Here is a 17,999-nt window from a genome sequence, read left to right as displayed (position 1 = left end):
GCGGCGGCAGCACGAGGCGGGCCGGGGCGGCCGGACACCGCCCGCGCCGGCCACCCGCCCGCGCCGGCCGCCCGCCTACCGTCCCGGCAGGAAGCGCATGGCGTCGGTGGCGGGCGCGAGCAACTGCTGCCACCGCGTGCGGGGCAGGAACGACGGCCCGCCCATGTGCACGACGCGCTGAGTGGCGATCGTCTGCGCCTCGGTGTACTTGAGCAGTCCCTCGTCGCCGTGGCGTCGGCCCACACCGGAGGCGCCCATGCCGCCCATCGGGCCGGCGACGGAGCCCCAGCCCGCGACGTAGCCCTCGCCGACGTTGACGGTGCCGGTCCGCAGGCGCGCCGCGATCTGCTCGCCCTCGGAGTCGGACCCCGCGAACACCGACGAGTTGAGCCCGTACTCGGTGTCGTTGGCCTCGGCGATCGCCTCCTCGACCGAGTCGACCGGGTAGATCGAGACGACCGGGCCGAAGGTCTCCTCGCCGTAACAGGTCGCGCTGGAGGGCACGTCGGTGAGCAGGGTCGGCTCGTAGAACAGCGGGCCCAGGTCCGGCCGGGCGCGTCCGCCGGCCAGGACGCGCGCGCCCTTGGCCACCGCGTCGTCGACGTGTGCGGAGACGGTGTCCAGCTGGTCACGGGAGATGAGGCTGCCCATCTCGGCCTCGAAGTCGTAGCCGGGCCCCACGCTCATGGACTGCACACGCGCGGTGAGCTTCTCGATGAGCTGCGGCGCGACCGAGCGCTCCACGTAGACCCGCTCGACCGAGATGCACAGCTGACCCGAGTTGGAGAAGAACGCGCGCGTGGCGACCTCGGCCACCTCGTCGAGGTCGGCACCCTCGGTCACGATCATGGCGTTCTTCCCGCCGAGTTCGGCCGAGAAGCCGATCAGGCGCTCGCCGCACTGGCGGCCCAGCGTGCGGCCGGTCGCGGTGGAGCCGGTGAACATGAGGTAGTCGACGTTCTCCACGATCGCGCCGCCGACGGTCCCGCCCGAACCGGGCACCACCTGGAACAGGTCGCGCGGCAGGCCCGCCCGGTAGAGCATGTCGGCGGCGGCGAGGGCACAGAACGGCGTGATGGAGGCGGGCTTGATCACCACGGCGTTGCCCGCGAGCAGGGCGGCGAGCGCGTCGGTGGCGGCGAGGTTGAGCGGGTAGTTCCACGGCGCGATCACGCCCACGACGCCCTTGGGCTGGCGGCGCACCACGGCCTTGGTCAGTCCCGGCAGCATGCCCTGGACGCGCTTGGGGGCGAGCAGCCCGGGCGCGGTCCGGGCGTAGTGACGCGCGGTGATGAGGCAGTCCAGCACCTCCTCCTGTGCGGAGGCGCGGCTCTTGCCGGTCTCTGCCTGCACGATGTCCATGAGTTCGCGGCGGTTCCGCATGACCTGCTTGGCGAAGCGGGTGATGACGGCGACCCGGTCGGTGACGTCTCGTTCGGCCCACGCGACCTGCGCGGCCCGGGCCCGCTCGACGGCGGCGGTGACATCGTCGGCGGTGCCGGCGGGGATCTCCGCGAGCGGGTCACCGGTGAAGACCTCGGTGATCATCGCCGACGGGCGGCTCGAGGGATCGGCCCGGAATTCGGGGATCGCGACGAGGTCGCGGAGACGGTCGTACACATGGGGCGCGGGTCGGCTCATGGCACCGAGGTTACCGGCGGGTAAGGAAGAGCGGTACCGCCTGCCACCGTTCTTCGCCCGCCGGTCGCGGAAACCCGGGCTTGACCCTGACATCGCGTCAGGCCCCACGCTCGTGGATGTGAGAGATGCTGGAGACATGACGACGAGAGACGGGCTTACCGTGGGAGCGGTCGCCGCGCTGGTCGGGGTGAGCGTCCGGACCCTGCACCACTGGGACCGGATCGGGTTGGCGCCGGCGAGTGGCAGGACGTGGTCGGACTACCGCGTCTATGACGACGACGACATCGCCCGTATCCACCGGATCCTGGTCTACCGCGAACTGGGCTTCCCGCTTGCGGAGATCGGGGGCCTGCTCGATGACCCGGAGGTCGACGCCCGCGCCCACCTGACCCGCCAGCGGGAGCTGCTGGTCGGACGCATCTCGCACCTGCAGGAGATGGTCTCCGCAGTCGACCGCATGAAGGAGGCGATCGATATGAACGCACCACTGACGCCAGAGGACCGGGCCGAGATCTTCGGCACGGACTGGAAGGAGGAATGGCAGGATGAGGCCGAGCAGCGCTGGGGCGACACCCCGCAGTGGGAGCAGTCGCAGCAGCGCACCCGCGGGATGTCCAAGGACGAGTGGCGGCGGGTCAAGGCCGGGACGGACGCCCTGAACGCCGACCTGGCCGCGGCCAAGCGGGCCGGCATCGACCCGGCCTCCCCGGAGGCGGCCGCACTGGTCGCCCGCCACCGCGCCTCGATCGCGGAGTTCTACGACTGCTCCCGCTCCATGCAGGTTCTGCTCGTGCGGATGTACCGGCAGGACGAGCGGTACGCGGAGAACTACGAAAGGCTCGAGCCGGGCCTGACCGAGTGGCTCATCGCGGCGGTCGAGGCCGACGCCCGCGCGCACGGTGTCGATCCCGACACCGCCACCTGGGAGTGAGCCACCCTGCATGAGCCGGTGGGCGATGTCGGACGGCGGACGTACCCTGGCCCGCATGAGCCGATGGACCACTACCGACATCCCCGACCAGACCGGCCGGACCTTCGTGGTCACCGGCGCGAACAGCGGGCTGGGCCTGCAGACCACCCGGGCGTTGACCGACGCGGGCGCCCGGGTGGTCATGGCCTGCCGTGACACGGGCCGCGCCGAGACGGCCCGCGCGGGGCTCGCGCACCCGGACCGCGCCGAGGTCGTGGAGTTGGATCTGGCCGACCTCGAATCCGTGCACGCGGCGGGTGAGCTGCTCGCGGGCCGCTCGCCCGACGTGCTCCTCAACAACGCGGGGCTGATGAACATCCCGCGGTCGCGCACCGCGCAGGGCCACGAGATGCAGTTCGGCGTCAACGTCCTCGGCCACTTCGCGCTCACCGAGCACGTCGCGCCGGCGCTCACAGACCGGGTGGTGTGGCTGGGCTCGATGATGCACCGCTTCGGCACGGTGGACCCCGACGACCTGGACTGGACCCGTCGCCGCTACGCCCCGATGCCGGTGTACGCCGCCTCCAAGCTGGCCTGCGTCATGCTCGCCTACGAGCAGCAGCGTCGCCTCGAGGCCGCGGGGTCGCCGTTGAGGGCGATGGCCGCGCACCCCGGGTACTCGGCGACCAATCTGCAGTACCGCAGCGGCAGTCGCGTGCAGGACCTGCTGATGAAGGGTGTGGAGAAGATCCCGTTCCTCGTGCAACCGGCCGAGCGTGGGGCCCTGCCGCAGCTCTACGCCGCGACCGTGGAGTCCGTCGCGGGCGGCGCGTACATCGGCCCCGACGGCCCCGGCGAGCTCACCGGGTACCCGACGACCGTGAACTCCACCAAGGCCTCGCACGACCGCGAGGTCGCGGCCGCGCTGTGGGACCGCTGCCGGGAGATGAGCGCGCAGGGGTGAGTGCGCTGGGGATGACCGCCCGCGGGTAACCGCCCGCGGATGACCGCCCGCGGGTAACCGCCCGCGGGTGACCGCCCGCGGGAAACCCCGGGCGGCACGGCCTACCGAGGGGTCTTCCGCGCGGACTACCGCCCGGCCTTCCGAGTGGCCCCGCAACGATCTGCCCGGGCCCGCGGGAGGGGCCGACGACGAGGCCGGGCCCCTACGCGCGCCGGCGGGCGAAGGCCAGCAGCAACCCGCCCAGCAGAATCGTCCCGGCGGCGACGCCGACCAGCGCGGTGGTCCCCACGCCGGTCACGGCCAGCTCCGCGGGGGCCGACAGCTCGGCGGGGGCCGACTGCTCGCCGGGTCCGGCGGCGGCGTTCCCCGCGGTCGTGGCGATGGCGGCAGGCGCGGCCGCGGCGCCGAGGGTGGCGCCCACACCGCCGGTTCCGCCCTGCGTGTCCCCGGCGGGACCGTTCGCGCCGACCGGGGAGACGTCGGCCTCGTCGTCGTCGACCTCACCGTCGTCGACCTCGTCCGTCGCGTCCTGCCCGCCGTCGGCGGCCGCCGCCTCGGCCTCGGCGCGACGGCGCTCGTTGTCCTCGAACGGATCCTGTAGCGCGGCGATCTGGACCGCCTCGATGCTCCCCGCCAGCGCGCCGGGCAGCTCGGTGCCGGCGGCGTCCGCGGCGTCGGTGAGCAGCGCGCCGCCCTCGGCCGAGCCCTCGACCAGCCCGTGCCAGAAGTCCAGCTCGTGCGGGTAGAGCTCGCCGGCCTGCTGCCGCTCCCCCAGCGCCGTGAAGAAACCACCCGCGAACTGCAGGCTCAACACGGGGAAGATGTACTCGGGGATTGCGATCGATCCCAGCCCGATGGTGCCCGACCCGATCGACCCGGTCGGATTGGCGTAGACGGAGCCCGGCAGGCTCCCCGAGGACGCCACGGACGCCGCCGCGGACCCGCCGGCCGACCCCAGTGCCTCGAGCGGCGCCACCGAACCGAGGGCCTGCCCCAGGGACAGTCCGGCGTCCGCCACCGGGGCGCTGCCCGTCTCGCGCAGCCCCTCGGACCCGAGCGCCCCACCGCCGATGACGATCTCCTCGGGCAACTGGCCGACCAGCTCATCGACACTGCTGTTGCCCGTCTCGGCGGGCAGCGCTGACCCCGACCCCGAGTCCTCCTGCGCGTACGCCACGGCGGGGACCGCGACCGCCGCCACCACGGCGGTCGTGACGGCGGCGCCGAGGCGCCTGGTCCGGACTCCGGAACCACGGGTCTGGGGCATCGGGCACAGCCTCTCGTCGCAGGGGCGGGCCTGTGCGACCCGCGCACGCTGAGCGTACTACTGCGGTGCCGCCCGCCCGTAGCGCCGGCTGTCCGGCCGGACCCGATCCGCCGCCGGACCCGGCCTACTGCAGCGCGGAGGTGAGACGTGCGACGTTGTCGACGTACCGCCCCGGCCACGGGCGGCTCATCCACGTCTCGATGCCCAACGTGGTGCAGTCCTCGAGGTAGGAGTCCACCACGTCGTTGAGCTCCGCGACCGCCTCGCCGCCCAGGACCAGCAGACTGATCTCGAAGTTGAGGTTGAACGAGCGCTGGTCCATGTTGCTCGAGCCCACGATCCCGGCGTAGTCGTCGATCAGCACCGTCTTGGTGTGCAGGACCGCCGGGGAGCGGAAGCGGTGGATCACCACCCCGGCCTCGAGCAGCGCGCGGTAGTAGGACCGCTGGGCGTGGTGGACGAGGAACTGGTCGGCGTGTTCGGGGACGAACAACTCCACCCCCACCCCGCGGAACGACGCCGACGTGATGGCGTGCAGGAGAGCGTCGTCCGGCACGAAGTACGGGCTGACGATCCGCACCCGCTCACGTGCCTGGCCGATGAGCTGGGTGAACATCCTCAGGCCCGGCTGCGTCCTGTACCCCGGCCCGGACGGGACCAGCTGGAACGCGCTCACCGGGTCGCCCGCCGTGGGATCCCCTCCCTTGCGTCCGGGCGCCAGTGGTGCACCCTGCGCCACGTCCTCCAGCGTGCCGATCACCTCGCCGGACTCGGAATACCAGTCCACGGCGAACACGCTGTCCATCGCCTGGACGATCTCCCCGCGGACCTCCATCATCAGATCGACCCACTCACGGCCGAGCCGGGCGTTGCGCGAACTGCCGTAGTGGCGCTCGATGAGGTTCTGCGACCCGATGAACCCGTGCACCCCGTCCACGATGAGCATCTTCCGGTGATTGCGTAGGTCCGGCCGCCTGAACCGGCCGCGGAACGGGTTCACCGGCAGCATCAGGTGGAACTCCACCGGGGTCGGCCGCAGCAGCTTCCGCAGTTTCGTGAACCCCCGGTAGCGCAGTGACCCGAGGTGGTCGACCAGCACCCGGACCACGACCCCCCGCTCGGCGGCCTCGACCGCGGCGGTGAAGAACTCGTCGGTCTCGGAGTCCCACGACTGCGCGTAGAACTCGATGTGCACGTGGTCCCGTGCGGCACGGACCGCCTCGGTCATCGCCGCCAACGACCGGGTGTAGTCCGAATGCAGGCCGATGAAGTCCCCGGACATTGCGGGGATCGCGGTGAGGGTCCGGTTCATGTCCAGGATGGTCCGCACCCCGGGACTCACGTGCACCCCGTCGGGAACGGTGGGCCGCTTCTCGAGCGCCCTGGCATAGAGATGGTTCGCCTCGGCCTGGATGAGGTGCCGTCGCCCGGTGATGTAGGGATTGCCCAACAGGAGGAACAACGGCACGCCAACCACCGGGATGAAGAGGATGGCGAGTAGCCACGCCTGCGACGACGACGGCTGCCGGTTCTCGGGGACCATCCCCAGCGCGAGGATCTTGATGACGTACTCGGTGATGAGCAGGCCCGAGGTGACCCCTGCCGGGAAGGACAGGTCGAGACCCACCACTGTGGGGTTCACTTCGTCTGTCGGGTCAGGACAGTCCCGAGGGCGAGGGCACGGGGGTCGATCACCGTTCCGCCCCGCATCGTCCACCGCACCACGCCCGCCAGGGCACGCTGGGCGTACACCGAGTCCGCAGAGCCCAGCTCACGGGTCCCGGGCAGGACGACGAACGCGTCGTCATCGGCGACCGCGGCGAGGTCCGCGCGCAGGCCGACCCGGATCTCACCGCGGTCCCGCAGGCCCACGACCCCGGCAGTGCGCGTGGCCATCCACCCGGCGACATCAGCGAGATCGAATCCCCGGCGACGGGCCTCGGTCCACACGACCGACAGCCCGAGGCGGGCCGAGGCCACGGCGTCGATCGTGCCGTCGCGCAACGCCTCCCACAGCAACTCGCGGTTGGCGGCGTCCCGGATCGGCGGGTCGAGCCGCGCGACCGCAGCGCCGCCGTGGGTGACCTCGGAGACCAGCGCCAGCATGTGCGGGCTGGTGGAGGCGGTCACGGCCAGCCCGTCCGCCCTGGCCTCGCGCAGCAGGGGCAGTTCCTCGTGGTCGGACACCGCCCGGACGTGCAACCGGCCACCCGTGCGCCGGCAGACCTCGAGAAGCCCGGGCAGATCGTCCACCCCGGCATCCACCGCGAACAGCCCGCCGGCCTCCGCGACCTCCTCGGCGGCCGCCACCACCTGTGCGGAGTCCAGGGTCGGCGCACCGGCGACGCCCTTGCCGGCGGCCACCGCCGACACCCCGAACACGCCACGATCCAGCAACGTCCCGAGCCCGCCGAGATTCCCCGGAACCGCCGCGCCCCACAGTCCGACGTCCACCGTGGACTCGCCGGAGACGTCCTGCCGCCAGCGGTCCACGTCCTCGGGGGTGATCGCGACCGGGTCGCCGTCGGTTCCGTAGTCGATCACCGAGGTGATCCCGCCCTGAGCCGCCGAACGCGTGCCCACCGCGACGTCCTCGGTACTGACGTGCGGGTCGACGAGTCCCGGCATGAGGACCACGTCATCACCGAGGGCGATCGTGTGGTCGCCCGCCAGACCGATGTCCCGCGCCTCCGACCCCGTCCGCACCGACGAGATCACTCCCCCGTCCACCGTGACCGCCGCCTGCTGGATGCGATCGTCGACGACCGCGCGCCGGGCGTGGATCAGGAGTTCGTACTGGGCCACGGGTGGCTCCTTCCTGGTTCTCGGACGATGGCGGGGCACCCTTCACCCGCTATTGTCCCCCACGGCGGGCTCCCCCGCGGGAGCGCGGCCGGATAGCGTTGCCATGACCAGACCACGTCCCAGGAGGCCCCGCATGACCGACACCCCCGCCGGATTCGTCCCCACCGCGGACCTCGTCGACGAGATCGGCGAGGACGTCCGCAGCTGTGACACCCAGTTCCGCGACCTCGGTGGCCGGACGGAGTTCTTCGGTCCCGTCTCGACCGTCCGGTGCTTCCAGGACAACGCACTGCTCAAGAGCGTGCTCGGCGAGCCCGGCGAGGGCCGGGTCCTGGTGATCGACGGCGGCGGCAGCCTCCACACCGCGCTGGTGGGCGACCTCATCGCCGAGCTCGGCCGTTCCAACGGCTGGGCCGGGGTCGTGGTCAACGGCGCCATCCGAGACTCGGCGGTCGTGGGCGGCATGGACTTCGGTTGTAAGGCCCTGGGCACGAACCCGCGCAAGTCCAGCAAGACCGGCGACGGCGAACGCGACGTGACCGTGAGCTTCGGCGGGGTCGACTTCGTCCCCGGTGACACGCTCTACGCCGACTCCGACGGGATCGTGGTGCGCTGACCCGTCCGGGTCGTTCGTCGCACCCGCCCGAGCGCCCGCGGGGTGTGCCCGCGGGCGGGGTCGCTCAGGAGGCTCCCCCGAGGCTCGCGACCGGGATGGTGAGCACGTCGCCGATCGAGGCCTCGGGCCCGTAGCTGCCCAGGGACCCGGGCGCGTAGGAACCCGTCGCGTTGGGCAGCTCCACCGACAGGATGACCGAACCGGCGTTGATGAGCCCGGTGAGCAGGTCCATCAGCGAGCCGGTCCCGAGCGACCCGTAGCCGATGCTGCCGAGCGCCTCCCCCACGTTGGGAGCGAGGAGCACGCTGCGAATCGTTCCCATATCCGCGGACTCGTCCGGCTCGTCTGCCGCCGCCGTTCCGGCTCCGGTCAGCAGGGTGGCGGCGGCGAGTGCCGAGACGGTCGCTGCGAGGGTGGTCGTGCGCATCGGGATCCTCCGGGTCGTCGCCCCGCCCCACGGCGGGGTCTCACCCAGGAGATGGTATCGGGGGTCACACCAGTGTGGCGCGCGACGCGGCTTTCCGGCCCGCTCGGCCGATCAGGCCTCGCGGCGGATCCAGCGCAGCAGGGGCCCGAGTGAGACCCGGTCGGTGAGGTCCAGCCCACCCAACTCGAGCATGGACTCCTCCTCCGGGGTGCGCTCGGATTTGCGACGCAGCGCCGCGAGAGCGGTCTTCACGCCCAGCCGCTGCCGGAATCCCAGCTGGTCCGGGGTGACCACGCCCCGCAACTGGAAGAGCTTGAGATCGCGGAGCTGATCGCCCGAGAACTCACTCGACATGAGCTCGATCCGGGCGTCATCGGTGACCGGAGTCGGGCCCACCATGACGACGGCGACCCGGCGCCCGGCCTCGACGAGCGCCTCCCAGTTGTCGCGGATGAACGCCGAACCACCCAGCCCGCCGGCCGCCCGCATCCCGGTGACGAGGACGACCGTCCCGGCGACGACGAGTTCGGCCGGGTCCACGGCGTCGTGATGGGTGGCCCCGGTGTCGAATTCCTCGGCGAGCCAGGTGGCGTAGCGCCTGGCGCCGGGGTCATCGTCGTGCAGCACCACCGGAGCCTGGATCGTCCGCCGCGTCTCGTCCGCCATCAGGCCTCTCCCCGTCCGTCGCGCGCGACCACCCGGGCTGCGCGGCCCCCGATCTCCACCACGTCGCCGTCGACCAGGCCGCGACCGCGACGGGTGTCCACCTCGTCGTTGACGCTCACGGCGCCGGAGGCGACCGCGTCCTTGGCCTCGGCACCCGAATCGAGCAGTGATGCCAGCTTGAGGAACTGCCCGAGCGTCAGCTTGCTGCTCAGGTCGCATTCGACGTCGTCGACGGGTGGACCGGCCGGCGGGGGTGTCGCCCGGCCGGTCCGTCCTCGTCCTGCGATGTGGCGGCTCATACGCCCGAGCCTATCGGGCGCGCCGTCACGCGAGCGGACCCGTCCTCGCGGGCTGATCGCCGGGCAGGTCCCCGCGGCCGCGTCGCGTCACCAGGGCCAGCCCCGTCCCGCCGGCCACCAGTGCCGCAGCGGCCAACGCCAGCGCGATGATCTGAACGCCCGACATGCCCGAGGCGTCGTCGACCTCCTGCTCGTCCACGTCGGGGGACTCGCCCCTGGACGGCAATGGTGGCAACTCGCTCAGCACGGGCAGGTCCGTCACCACGGCCCGGCCGCCCGGTCCCGAGAGCTGGGCGCCCGGTCCCGGCAGCTGGGCCGAGGCCACCGGCGCCCCGGCCAGGACGACCGCAGCGCAGAGCGCGGCGATCATGCTGGCGGGGCGACGGCGGACCATGGATGCCTTCCGAGACGGAGGCCGGGCGGCCTGCTATCAGAATAGACCTGATCTTAGGTTCCATTAAGGTCAGGCGCCACGGCGGATCTCAGCGCTGTGCCACGTCCGTCGGTCGGACCGGCTCCGGCAGCGCCGTCTCCCCCATGAGGAAGCGATCCACCGAGGCGGCGGCGGCGCGCCCCTCCGCGATGGCCCACACGATGAGCGACTGCCCGCGGCCCATGTCGCCGGCCACGAACACGCCGTCGACATTGGTCGCGTAAGTGCCGTCACGGTCCACGTTTCCGCGGTCGGTGAAGTCCACCCCCAGGTCGGAACAGAGTCCGGCCTTCTGGGCACCCGTGAAGCCCATCGCCAACAGCACCAGATCCGCCGGGTACTCGAAGTCCGTACCGGGAACGGGCTCGAAGCGCCCGTCCACCATCCTCACCTCGGAACCCTTGAGGGCGGTGACGTGCCCGTTCTCCCCCACGAACTCGGCGGTGGACACGCCGTAGACGCGCTCACCGTTCTCCTCGTGGGCGGAGGCCGTGCGGAACATCAGCGGGTACATCGGCCACGGGGTCGAGGCCGCACGCGTCGCCGGCGGGCGGGGCATGATCTCGAAACTCTTGACCGACCTGGCCCCCTGACGGGTCGCCGTGCCGAGGCAGTCCGCGCCGGTGTCGCCGCCACCGATGATGATGACGTGCTTGTCCCGCGCGTGGATGGCGGGCAACCCGTCGGCATCCACCACCGGGTCGCCGACCGCGGCCTTGTTGGCCAGGGGCAGGTAGTCCATGGCCTGATGGATGCCCTCCAGCTCACGGCCGGGCACGGGCAGGTCCCGCCTCATGGTGGCGCCGCCGCTCAGCACCACCGCGTCGAACTGCTCCCGCAGCTGCGACGCCGTGATGTCCTCGCCGACGTTGACCCCGGAACGGAAGACCGTTCCCTCGGCCTCCATCTGCGCGAGACGCCGGTCGAGGACCGCCTTCTCCATCTTGAACTCGGGGATCCCGTAGCGCATGAGTCCACCGATGCGGTCATCACGCTCGAACACCGTGACGGAGTGTCCGGCGCGCGTGAGCTGCTGCGCGGCGGCCAGACCCGCCGGGCCCGAACCCACGACCGCGACGGTCTGACCCGTACGGAACGACGGGATCACCGGTGCCATGCCGCCGTCGGCCCACGCGGCCTCGGCGATCTCCACCTCGATCTGCTTGATCGTCACGGGCGGCTGGTTGATCCCCAGGACGCAGGAGCCCTCACACGGCGCGGGGCAGAGCCGGCCGGTGAACTCAGGGAAGTTGTTGGTCGCGTGCAGACGGTCGACCGCCGCGTCCCACTTCCCGCGGTGCACCAGGTCATTCCACTCGGGAATGATGTTGCCCAGCGGACACCCCTGGTGGCAGAACGGCACACCGCAGCTCATGCAGCGGGAGGCCTGGGTCTTCAGGTGATCCTCCGGGAGGGTCGTCGACTCGTAGACCTCCTTCCAGTCCATGATGCGCAGGTCGACGGGGCGGCGTTCGGGCAGCTCCCGCTCGGTGTGCTTGAGAAAGCCCTTCGGGTCAGCCATTTGCGGCCTCCATGATCGCCTCGTCCACGTTGCGTCCGTCCTTCTCCGCCTGCTCGATGGCCAGCAGCACGCGCTTGTAGTCGCGCGGCATGACCTTGGCGAAATGATTCACGTTCTGGGCCCAACCACCGAGGATCTCCCGGCCCCGGGCCGAATCGGTCTCCTCCACGTGGCGCTCCACGATGCCGCGGAGGAATTCCACGTCCTCGCTGGTCAGCTCGTCGGTGTCGACGAGCTCCACGTTGAGGTTCTCGGGCAGGACGCCCTGCGGGTCGTAGAAGTAGGCGACGCCACCGGACATGCCGGCCGCGACGTTGCGTCCCGTCTCCCCCAGCACGACGACGCGTCCACCCGTCATGTACTCACAGGCGTGGTCGCCCACGCCCTCCACCACCGCGGTGACGCCCGAGTTGCGCACGCAGAAGCGCTCGCCCACGATGCCGCGGAGGAATACCTCGCCGGCGGTGGCGCCGTAGCAGATCACGTTGCCGGCGATGATGTTGTTCTCGGCCGCGAAATCGGGGGCGGCGTCCTCCGCCGGGCGGACGACGATGCGTCCCCCGGACAGTCCCTTGCCCACGTAGTCGTTGGCGTCACCGAACACCCGCACGGTCACGCCGGAGGCGAGGAACGCCCCGAGCGAGTTGCCGGCGGACCCCGTGAAGCTCAGGTCGATCGATCCCCCCGGGAGCCCGGCACCACCGTGCGCCTTGGAGATCTCGTGGCTGAGCATGGTGCCCACCGAGCGGTTCACGTTGCAGATCGGGTAGCTGCCCGCGAACGGCCCCGTCGCGGGATCAGCGATCACGGAGCGGCAGTCCTCGATGAGCCGGCGGTCGATGACGCCCTCGAGCTTGTGGTCCTGCGACTTGGTGTTCCGCAGGTCCTGGTGCATGAACGGGGACTCCGCCTGGGCGAAGATCGGCGCCAGGTCGAGCTTCGCGACCCGCTTGTTGTGGGCGAACGCCCGCGACTTGTCGAGGCATTCGGAGTGTCCGATCGCCTCGTCCAGCGAACGGAACCCGAGCTCGGCGAGGTACTCGCGCACCTCCTCGGCGATGAACTCCATGAAGTTCACCACGTACTCGGCCTTGCCGTTGAACCGCTCGCGCAGGATCGGGTTCTGGGTGGCGACACCGACGGGGCAGGTGTCGAGATGGCACACGCGCATCATCACGCAGCCGGCCACCACGAGCGGAGCCGTCGCGAATCCGAACTCCTCGCCGCCGAGCAGCGCCGCGACGATGACGTCGCGCCCGGTCTTGAGCTGCCCGTCGACCTGGACGACGATCCGATCCCGCAGGCCGTTGACCAGCAGGGTCTGCTGGGTCTCGGCGAGACCCAGCTCCCACGGGCCGCCCGCATGCTTGAGCGAGGTCAGCGGAGACGCGCCGGTGCCACCGTCGTGGCCGGAGATGAGCACCACGTCGGCGTGCGTCTTGGACACACCCGTCGCGACGGTGCCCACACCCTGCTCGGCCACGAGCTTGACGTGGATCCGGGCCTCGGGGTTGGCGTTCTTCAGATCGTAGATGAGCTGCGCCAGGTCCTCGATCGAGTAGATGTCGTGGTGCGGCGGCGGCGAGATCAGCCCGACGCCCGGGGTCGAGCCACGAACCTCGGCGACCCACGGGTAGACCTTCCCCGGCGGGAGCTGGCCGCCCTCGCCCGGCTTGGCGCCCTGGGCCATCTTGATCTGGATATCGGTGCAGTTGGCCAGGTAGTTGCTGGTCACACCGAACCGGCCTGAGGCCACCTGCTTGATGGCCGACCGGCGCCAGTCACCGTTGGGGTCGGGGCTGAAGCGGTCGATCGACTCGCCGCCCTCGCCCGAGTTGGACCGGGCGTGGAGACGGTTCATGGCGATCGCCAGCGTCTCGTGGGCCTCGGCCGAGATGGAGCCGTAGCTCATCGCGCCCGTGGAGAACCGCTTGACGATCTCCGAGACGGGCTCGACCTCCTCGATCGGCACCGGGGGACGGGTCCCCTTCAGCTCGAACAGGCCGCGGAGGGTGGCCAGACGTTCCGACTGGTCGTCGACGAGCTGGGTGTACTCCTTGAAGATCTCGTAGCGACCGGAGCGCGTGGAGTGCTGGAGCTTGAACACCGTGTCCGGGTTGAACAGGTGGTACTCGCCTTCCCGGCGCCACTGGTACTCCCCGCCGATCTCGAGCTCGCGGTGCGCGGCCTCCTCCGGCCGCGGCAGGAACGCGAAGCGGTGGCGACGGGCCACGTCCTCGGCGATCTCGTCGAGCCCGATGCCGTCGATGGGGCTGATCGAGCCGGTGAAGTACTCGTCGCACAACTCCTGCGAGAGCCCCGTGATGTCGAAGAGCTGCGCACCCGTGTACGAGGCCAGGGTCGAGATGCCCATCTTGGACATCACCTTGAGCACGCCCTTCGCGGCGGCCTTGCGGTAATTGGCGCAGGCCGCGGGGGTGTCCACCCCGGTGAGGTGACCGGTCTTGACGAGCTCGTCGATGGACTCGAACGCCATGTACGGGTTGATCGCCTCGGCGCCGTACCCGAAGAGGACCGCCATGTGGTGGACCTCGCGGGCGTCTCCGGATTCGACCACGAGGCTGACCCGGGTACGGGTCTTCTCGCGGACGAGGTGGTGGTGCACGGCCGAGGTGAGGAGCAGCGACGGAATCGGCGCGTTGCGCTCATCCGACTCACGATCCGACAGCACGATGATCGTGGCACCATCCTCGATGGCGTGGGAGATCTCGCGACGGATCCGTTCCAGGGCGATGCGCAGGCCGCGGCCGCCGTGAGCGACGTTGTACAGGCCGCGGACGACCACCGATCGCAGACCGGGACGGGTCTCGCCGGCCGCCATCAGCGTCGACAGCTCGTCGTTGCCGAGGATCGGGTTGTCCAGGCGGATCTGGCGGCACGACTCCGGGCCCGGGTGGATGAGATCGCCCTCGGGGCCGAGCGTCACACCGTAGCTGGTGACGAGCTCCTCGCGGATCGCGTCCAGCGGCGGGTTGGTGACCTGGGCGAAGCGCTGCGCGAAGTAGTCGAACAGCATCCGTGAGCGCTCCGACAGGACCGGCAGCGGCGTGTCGGTGCCCATCGATCCGATCGCCTCCGCACCCGCCCCGGCCATCGGCGAGACGAGGATCCGGAGCTCCTCCTCGGTGAATCCGAAGACCCGCTGTCTCAGCACGACACGCTCGTGCGGCATGTACGGGTGGTCGACCTGCGGGAGATCCCCGAGTCGGACCATGCCCTCGTCGAGCCACTGCTGGTACGGGTGCTCGGCGGCCAGCTCGGTCTTGATCTCCTCGTCGTCGATGATCCGCCCCTGGGCGGTATCGACCAGGAACATCCGGCCCGGGCGTAGGCGGGTCTTGGTGACGACCTTGTCCTGGGGGATGTCGAGGACGCCGACTTCGGAGGCCATGACGACGAGCCCGTCGTCGGTGACCCAGATCCGGGACGGGCGCAGACCGTTGCGGTCGAGTACGGCGCCGATCACGGTGCCGTCGGTGAACGTGATCGACGCCGGTCCGTCCCATGCCTCCATGAGGGAGGCGTGGTACTCGTAGAACGCCCGCTTGGCCGGGTCCATCGTCTCGTGGCGCTCCCACGCCTCGGGGACCATCATGAGCACGGCGTGGGGCAGGGTGCGCCCTGCCAGCGTCAGCAGTTCCAGCGCCTCGTCGAAGCGCGCGGTGTCGGAGCCGCCCGGGGTGCAGATGGGCAGTGCCGCCGACAGGTCCTCGATGTGCTCGCTGGACATGAGTGACTCGCGGGCCCGCATCCAGTTCTCGTTACCGCGGGCGGTGTTGATCTCACCGTTGTGGGCGACGTAGCGGAAGGGATGCGCCAGCGGCCATGCCGGGAACGTGTTGGTGGAGAAGCGGGAGTGGACGATGCCCAGGGCGGACTCCACACGCTCGTCCTGGAGATCCAGGTAGAACTCCGGGAGCTGCTTCTCGGTGAGCATGCCCTTGTAGACGAAGGTCCGAGGGCTCAGGGACGGGAAATACACGGTCTCCGAGCCGAGGTCACCCTTGCCGGGCCCCTTGGAGCCCAGCTCGTGCTCGCAGCGCTTGCGCACGACGAAGCACTTGCGCTCGAGGTCCAGCTCCGTGAGCAGCGCCCCTCCGGGGCCGGCGGCCTTGACGAAGATCTGGTGGATGCTGGGCTGCGCGTCGCGTGAGATCGCGCCGACCGTGGAGTCGTCGACCGGGACCTCACGCCACCCGATCACGGACACGCCCTGTTCGGCGGCGATCCGCTCCACCATCCGCATGGCGTCCATCGCGAGCATGCGGGACTGGGGGAGAAAACAAAGGCCGGTGGCATATGCACCGGCCTCAGGCAGTTCTACGTCCTGCTCCTCACGCATCACTTCGCGGAGGAACAAGTCCGGTACCTGGATCAACAAGCCCGTGCCGTCACCGGTGTTGGCCTCGGCGCCAACGGCGCCGCGGTGCTCGAGGTTCACCAGTGCGGCGATCGCCTTCTCGACGATGTCCCGGGACTTGCGTCCGTACATATCCACAACGAACGCGACGCCACACGAGTCGTGTTCGTATTCAGGGCGGTACAGGCTCTTGGGGCCGGGAGTCGTCATCATGTATTCGCCTTCGCTTGTCGACGGGCGGACTCCGTGGTGTCTGGAGCACCCGTACTCAGAGGACCGAAGTGCTCTGACTCGGAAATAATATGGGCAGAAGGGGCGCAGCACACAAATCGGGAAAGTCAAACTGTGGCCCCTGACATGGGAAGCCGAGTCCACCTTGTGAGATTTCTCTCAGGGTACGCGCCTCACGCCCTCCCGAGATGGCGGAAGGCCCGCCCCGGGCGAATGCTCCCGGGGCGGGCCTTCTCTCAGATAACTCACCGAATGAACGGCATTGGTGGCAACGTGACACCGTCCGGCAGCGCCACTTCGTAGTCACCCAGCGAGCCGGTCATCACGATGGCGGCATTGACGCCCACCGCGGCGCCTCCGACTCCGGCGACACCCGGTTCGCCTCCACGCCCGTTGGGCGTCGAGGGTCCGGGCGCAACCGGCGGCGCGGCGACCGCCGGCGCTGCCGCGACCGGAGCGGGGAGGCCCGGCAGCGGCGGAAGCGCGATCCCCATGTCCGCGCCCACCTGCAGGATCATCGGTGCAGCAGCCACGGAACCGCCGATGAGCGCGACAGGCAGCAGCAGCGGCAGTGACCCCGCAGCCGATCCTGCGGACCCGAGTGGGGCCAGCGACGCCGTGAGGGACCCGAGGGGAGCGAGGGAGCCGGTGGCCGATCCCGGTTCGAGAGATCCCATCGGCAGGGAGCCCTCAGACGAGCCTTCCTCCAGCGACCCTTCATCGGACCCGGCCGACAACGGTGCGAGGGAACCCCCGTCGAGGGAGCCCTCCAACGACCCGTCGAGCGAACCCTCTCCCGTCCCGTTGCCCGAACCTGCATCAGAACCGGACGACAACGGCGCCAGGGACCCCTCCAACGACCCGTCGTCCGAACCCATGTCATCGGACCCGGCATCGGAACCCGCCGACAACGGCGCCAGCGATCCTCCCACCGATGCGAGAGGCAGGGAGCCCAGAGCAAGGGACCCGGGCGCGAGTGAACCGAGGTCGACCGACCCCTCCCCGGGCTCGTTGTCCGACCCGCCCTCAGAACCGGCCGACAACGGCGCGAGCGAACCCGCATCCAGCGACCCCTCCAACGACCCGTCATCCGATCCCAGATCCTCCGACCCGCCCTCAGAACCGGCTGACAGCGGCGCCAGCGAGCCATCACCCGCCTCGGAACCGGACGATCCGAGCGCCAGGAGCAGAGTCACGGCCACGAGCGATCCGCCCTCGGCGGAACCGGGGTCCATCGACCCGTCGTCCGAGCCGGCATCCGAGCCCGCCGACAACGGCGCCAGGGAACCCGCATCCAGGGACCCCTCCTCCAGCGACCCTTCGTCAGAGCCCACGTCATCCGACCCGGCATCGGACCCCGCGGACAACGGCTGCAGCGAGGCTGGGTCCAGGGAGCCGGGGTCCAGGGAGCCGGGGTCCAGCGAACCGGGGTCGAGCGATCCCGGGTTGAGCGATCCGGTGTCCGGGGACGACCCCGACGGCACGGATCCGGGGTCCACCGAACCGGGCCCCGAGAGATCATCCGAGCCGGTATCGGAACCAGCGGACAGCGGCTCCAGCGAGCCGGGATCCAGCGAGCCGCTCGGTATGCCTCCGTCGAGCGATCCGCCCTCACCCGACCCGGCCGAACCGAGCAGCAGTTCGAGGTTCAGACCGAGCTCGCCGTTGAGCGACCCGGTCTGGGCACCTGCGATCGCCGGCGAACCGGCGGCAGCGAGCAGCGCTGCGCTGGTGAGCGCCGCCGCCCTCAGATGTCGTGCGCGTTTCGAAGACATAGTCGATCCTTCTCTCGGTGTCCCTTGCTTCTGTCGGAGGATGCAGCGGATCGCTGGCACCG

14 protein-coding genes are annotated in these 17,999 nt (G+C 70.6%); 3 read left to right on the top strand and 11 right to left on the bottom strand.

The window, feature by feature from the left end; genetic code table 11:
* Nucleotides 1-75: 75 nt before the first annotated feature.
* On the bottom strand, nt 76-1,641 hold the full coding sequence (locus tag VZF99_RS00910) for a succinic semialdehyde dehydrogenase (RefSeq protein WP_407335462.1): 1,566 nt from the start codon (nt 1,639-1,641) through the stop codon (nt 76-78).
* A gap of 136 nt (nt 1,642-1,777) precedes the next feature.
* On the opposite strand from VZF99_RS00910, the gene VZF99_RS00905 reads away from it, so the two are divergent.
* Nucleotides 1,778-2,572, top strand: coding sequence for a MerR family transcriptional regulator (locus VZF99_RS00905; protein ID WP_407335461.1), 795 nt, complete (start codon nt 1,778-1,780; stop codon nt 2,570-2,572).
* 55 nt (nt 2,573-2,627) lie between these two features.
* Nucleotides 2,628-3,515: an oxidoreductase gene (locus VZF99_RS00900; protein ID WP_407335460.1), complete on the top strand. Its 888-nt coding sequence runs from the start codon at nt 2,628-2,630 to the stop codon at nt 3,513-3,515.
* A 202-nt stretch (nt 3,516-3,717) separates the two neighbouring features.
* Here VZF99_RS00900 and VZF99_RS00895 read toward each other — a convergent pair whose 3' ends face one another.
* The 3 genes from VZF99_RS00895 to VZF99_RS00885 all read right to left on the bottom strand — a co-directional run bounded on the left by VZF99_RS00895 (nt 3,718) and on the right by VZF99_RS00885 (nt 7,587).
* Nucleotides 3,718-4,782, bottom strand: a complete 1,065-nt coding sequence (locus tag VZF99_RS00895; RefSeq protein ID WP_407335459.1) for a hypothetical protein — start codon at nt 4,780-4,782, stop codon at nt 3,718-3,720.
* A gap of 124 nt (nt 4,783-4,906) precedes the next feature.
* Nucleotides 4,907-6,424, bottom strand: coding sequence for a phospholipase D-like domain-containing protein (locus VZF99_RS00890; protein WP_120285045.1), 1,518 nt, complete (start codon nt 6,422-6,424; stop codon nt 4,907-4,909).
* Nucleotides 6,421-7,587, bottom strand: a complete 1,167-nt coding sequence (locus VZF99_RS00885) for an amidohydrolase family protein (RefSeq protein ID WP_120285047.1) — start codon at nt 7,585-7,587, stop codon at nt 6,421-6,423. Before VZF99_RS00885 ends, VZF99_RS00890 begins: the two co-directional genes overlap by 4 nt.
* Nucleotides 7,588-7,720: 133 nt before the next feature.
* On the opposite strand from VZF99_RS00885, the gene rraA reads away from it, so the two are divergent.
* Complete coding sequence (gene rraA / locus VZF99_RS00880) at nt 7,721-8,203, top strand: ribonuclease E activity regulator RraA (protein WP_120285049.1); 483 nt, start codon at nt 7,721-7,723, stop codon at nt 8,201-8,203.
* A gap of 64 nt (nt 8,204-8,267) precedes the next feature.
* Here rraA and VZF99_RS00875 read toward each other — a convergent pair whose 3' ends face one another.
* From VZF99_RS00875 to VZF99_RS00845, 7 genes are all read right to left on the bottom strand, one after another.
* Nucleotides 8,268-8,630, bottom strand: a complete 363-nt coding sequence (locus tag VZF99_RS00875) for a hypothetical protein (protein ID WP_253002981.1) — start codon at nt 8,628-8,630, stop codon at nt 8,268-8,270.
* A gap of 111 nt (nt 8,631-8,741) precedes the next feature.
* Nucleotides 8,742-9,296, bottom strand: a complete 555-nt coding sequence (locus tag VZF99_RS00870; protein WP_067714925.1) for a hypothetical protein — start codon at nt 9,294-9,296, stop codon at nt 8,742-8,744.
* On the bottom strand, nt 9,296-9,595 hold the full coding sequence (locus VZF99_RS00865; RefSeq protein ID WP_235027950.1) for an RNA-binding S4 domain-containing protein: 300 nt from the start codon (nt 9,593-9,595) through the stop codon (nt 9,296-9,298). The genes VZF99_RS00870 and VZF99_RS00865 overlap by 1 nt, the downstream gene beginning before the upstream one ends.
* 25 nt (nt 9,596-9,620) lie before the next feature.
* Nucleotides 9,621-9,989, bottom strand: coding sequence for a hypothetical protein (locus tag VZF99_RS00860; RefSeq protein WP_185952030.1), 369 nt, complete (start codon nt 9,987-9,989; stop codon nt 9,621-9,623).
* 88 nt (nt 9,990-10,077) lie between these two features.
* Complete coding sequence (locus VZF99_RS00855; RefSeq protein ID WP_067714930.1) at nt 10,078-11,550, bottom strand: glutamate synthase subunit beta; 1,473 nt, start codon at nt 11,548-11,550, stop codon at nt 10,078-10,080.
* Nucleotides 11,543-16,144, bottom strand: a complete 4,602-nt coding sequence (gene gltB / locus VZF99_RS00850; RefSeq protein WP_185952031.1) for a glutamate synthase large subunit — start codon at nt 16,142-16,144, stop codon at nt 11,543-11,545. The genes VZF99_RS00855 and gltB overlap by 8 nt, the downstream gene beginning before the upstream one ends.
* Nucleotides 16,145-16,407: 263 nt before the next feature.
* Nucleotides 16,408-17,937 (bottom strand): hypothetical protein, encoded by a 1,530-nt coding sequence (locus tag VZF99_RS00845; protein WP_407335458.1) that lies wholly within the window; start codon nt 17,935-17,937, stop codon nt 16,408-16,410.
* Nucleotides 17,938-17,999 lie beyond the last annotated feature (62 nt).

This window comes from Dietzia kunjamensis, assembly GCF_045689975.1.
In the GTDB taxonomy this organism is placed as follows: Bacteria; Actinomycetota; Actinomycetes; order Mycobacteriales; family Mycobacteriaceae; genus Dietzia; species Dietzia kunjamensis.
This window is presented reverse-complemented; position numbering and strand designations above follow the sequence as displayed.

Bases quoted from the DNA above. Each gene is read 5' to 3' on its own strand.
- VZF99_RS00910 (WP_407335462.1), bottom strand. From the start codon at position 1,641: ATGAGCCGACCCGCGCCCCATGTGTACGACCGTCTCCGCGACCTCGTC.
- VZF99_RS00905 (WP_407335461.1), top strand. From the start codon at position 1,778: ATGACGACGAGAGACGGGCTTACCGTGGGAGCGGTCGCCGCGCTGGTC.
- VZF99_RS00900 (WP_407335460.1), top strand. From the start codon at position 2,628: ATGAGCCGATGGACCACTACCGACATCCCCGACCAGACCGGCCGGACC.
- VZF99_RS00895 (WP_407335459.1), bottom strand. From the start codon at position 4,782: ATGCCCCAGACCCGTGGTTCCGGAGTCCGGACCAGGCGCCTCGGCGCC.
- rraA (WP_120285049.1), top strand. From the start codon at position 7,721: ATGACCGACACCCCCGCCGGATTCGTCCCCACCGCGGACCTCGTCGAC.
- VZF99_RS00875 (WP_253002981.1), bottom strand. From the start codon at position 8,630: ATGCGCACGACCACCCTCGCAGCGACCGTCTCGGCACTCGCCGCCGCC.
- VZF99_RS00870 (WP_067714925.1), bottom strand. From the start codon at position 9,296: ATGGCGGACGAGACGCGGCGGACGATCCAGGCTCCGGTGGTGCTGCAC.
- VZF99_RS00865 (WP_235027950.1), bottom strand. From the start codon at position 9,595: ATGAGCCGCCACATCGCAGGACGAGGACGGACCGGCCGGGCGACACCC.
- VZF99_RS00860 (WP_185952030.1), bottom strand. From the start codon at position 9,989: ATGGTCCGCCGTCGCCCCGCCAGCATGATCGCCGCGCTCTGCGCTGCG.
- VZF99_RS00855 (WP_067714930.1), bottom strand. From the start codon at position 11,550: ATGGCTGACCCGAAGGGCTTTCTCAAGCACACCGAGCGGGAGCTGCCC.
- gltB (WP_185952031.1), bottom strand. From the start codon at position 16,144: ATGATGACGACTCCCGGCCCCAAGAGCCTGTACCGCCCTGAATACGAA.
- VZF99_RS00845 (WP_407335458.1), bottom strand. From the start codon at position 17,937: ATGTCTTCGAAACGCGCACGACATCTGAGGGCGGCGGCGCTCACCAGC.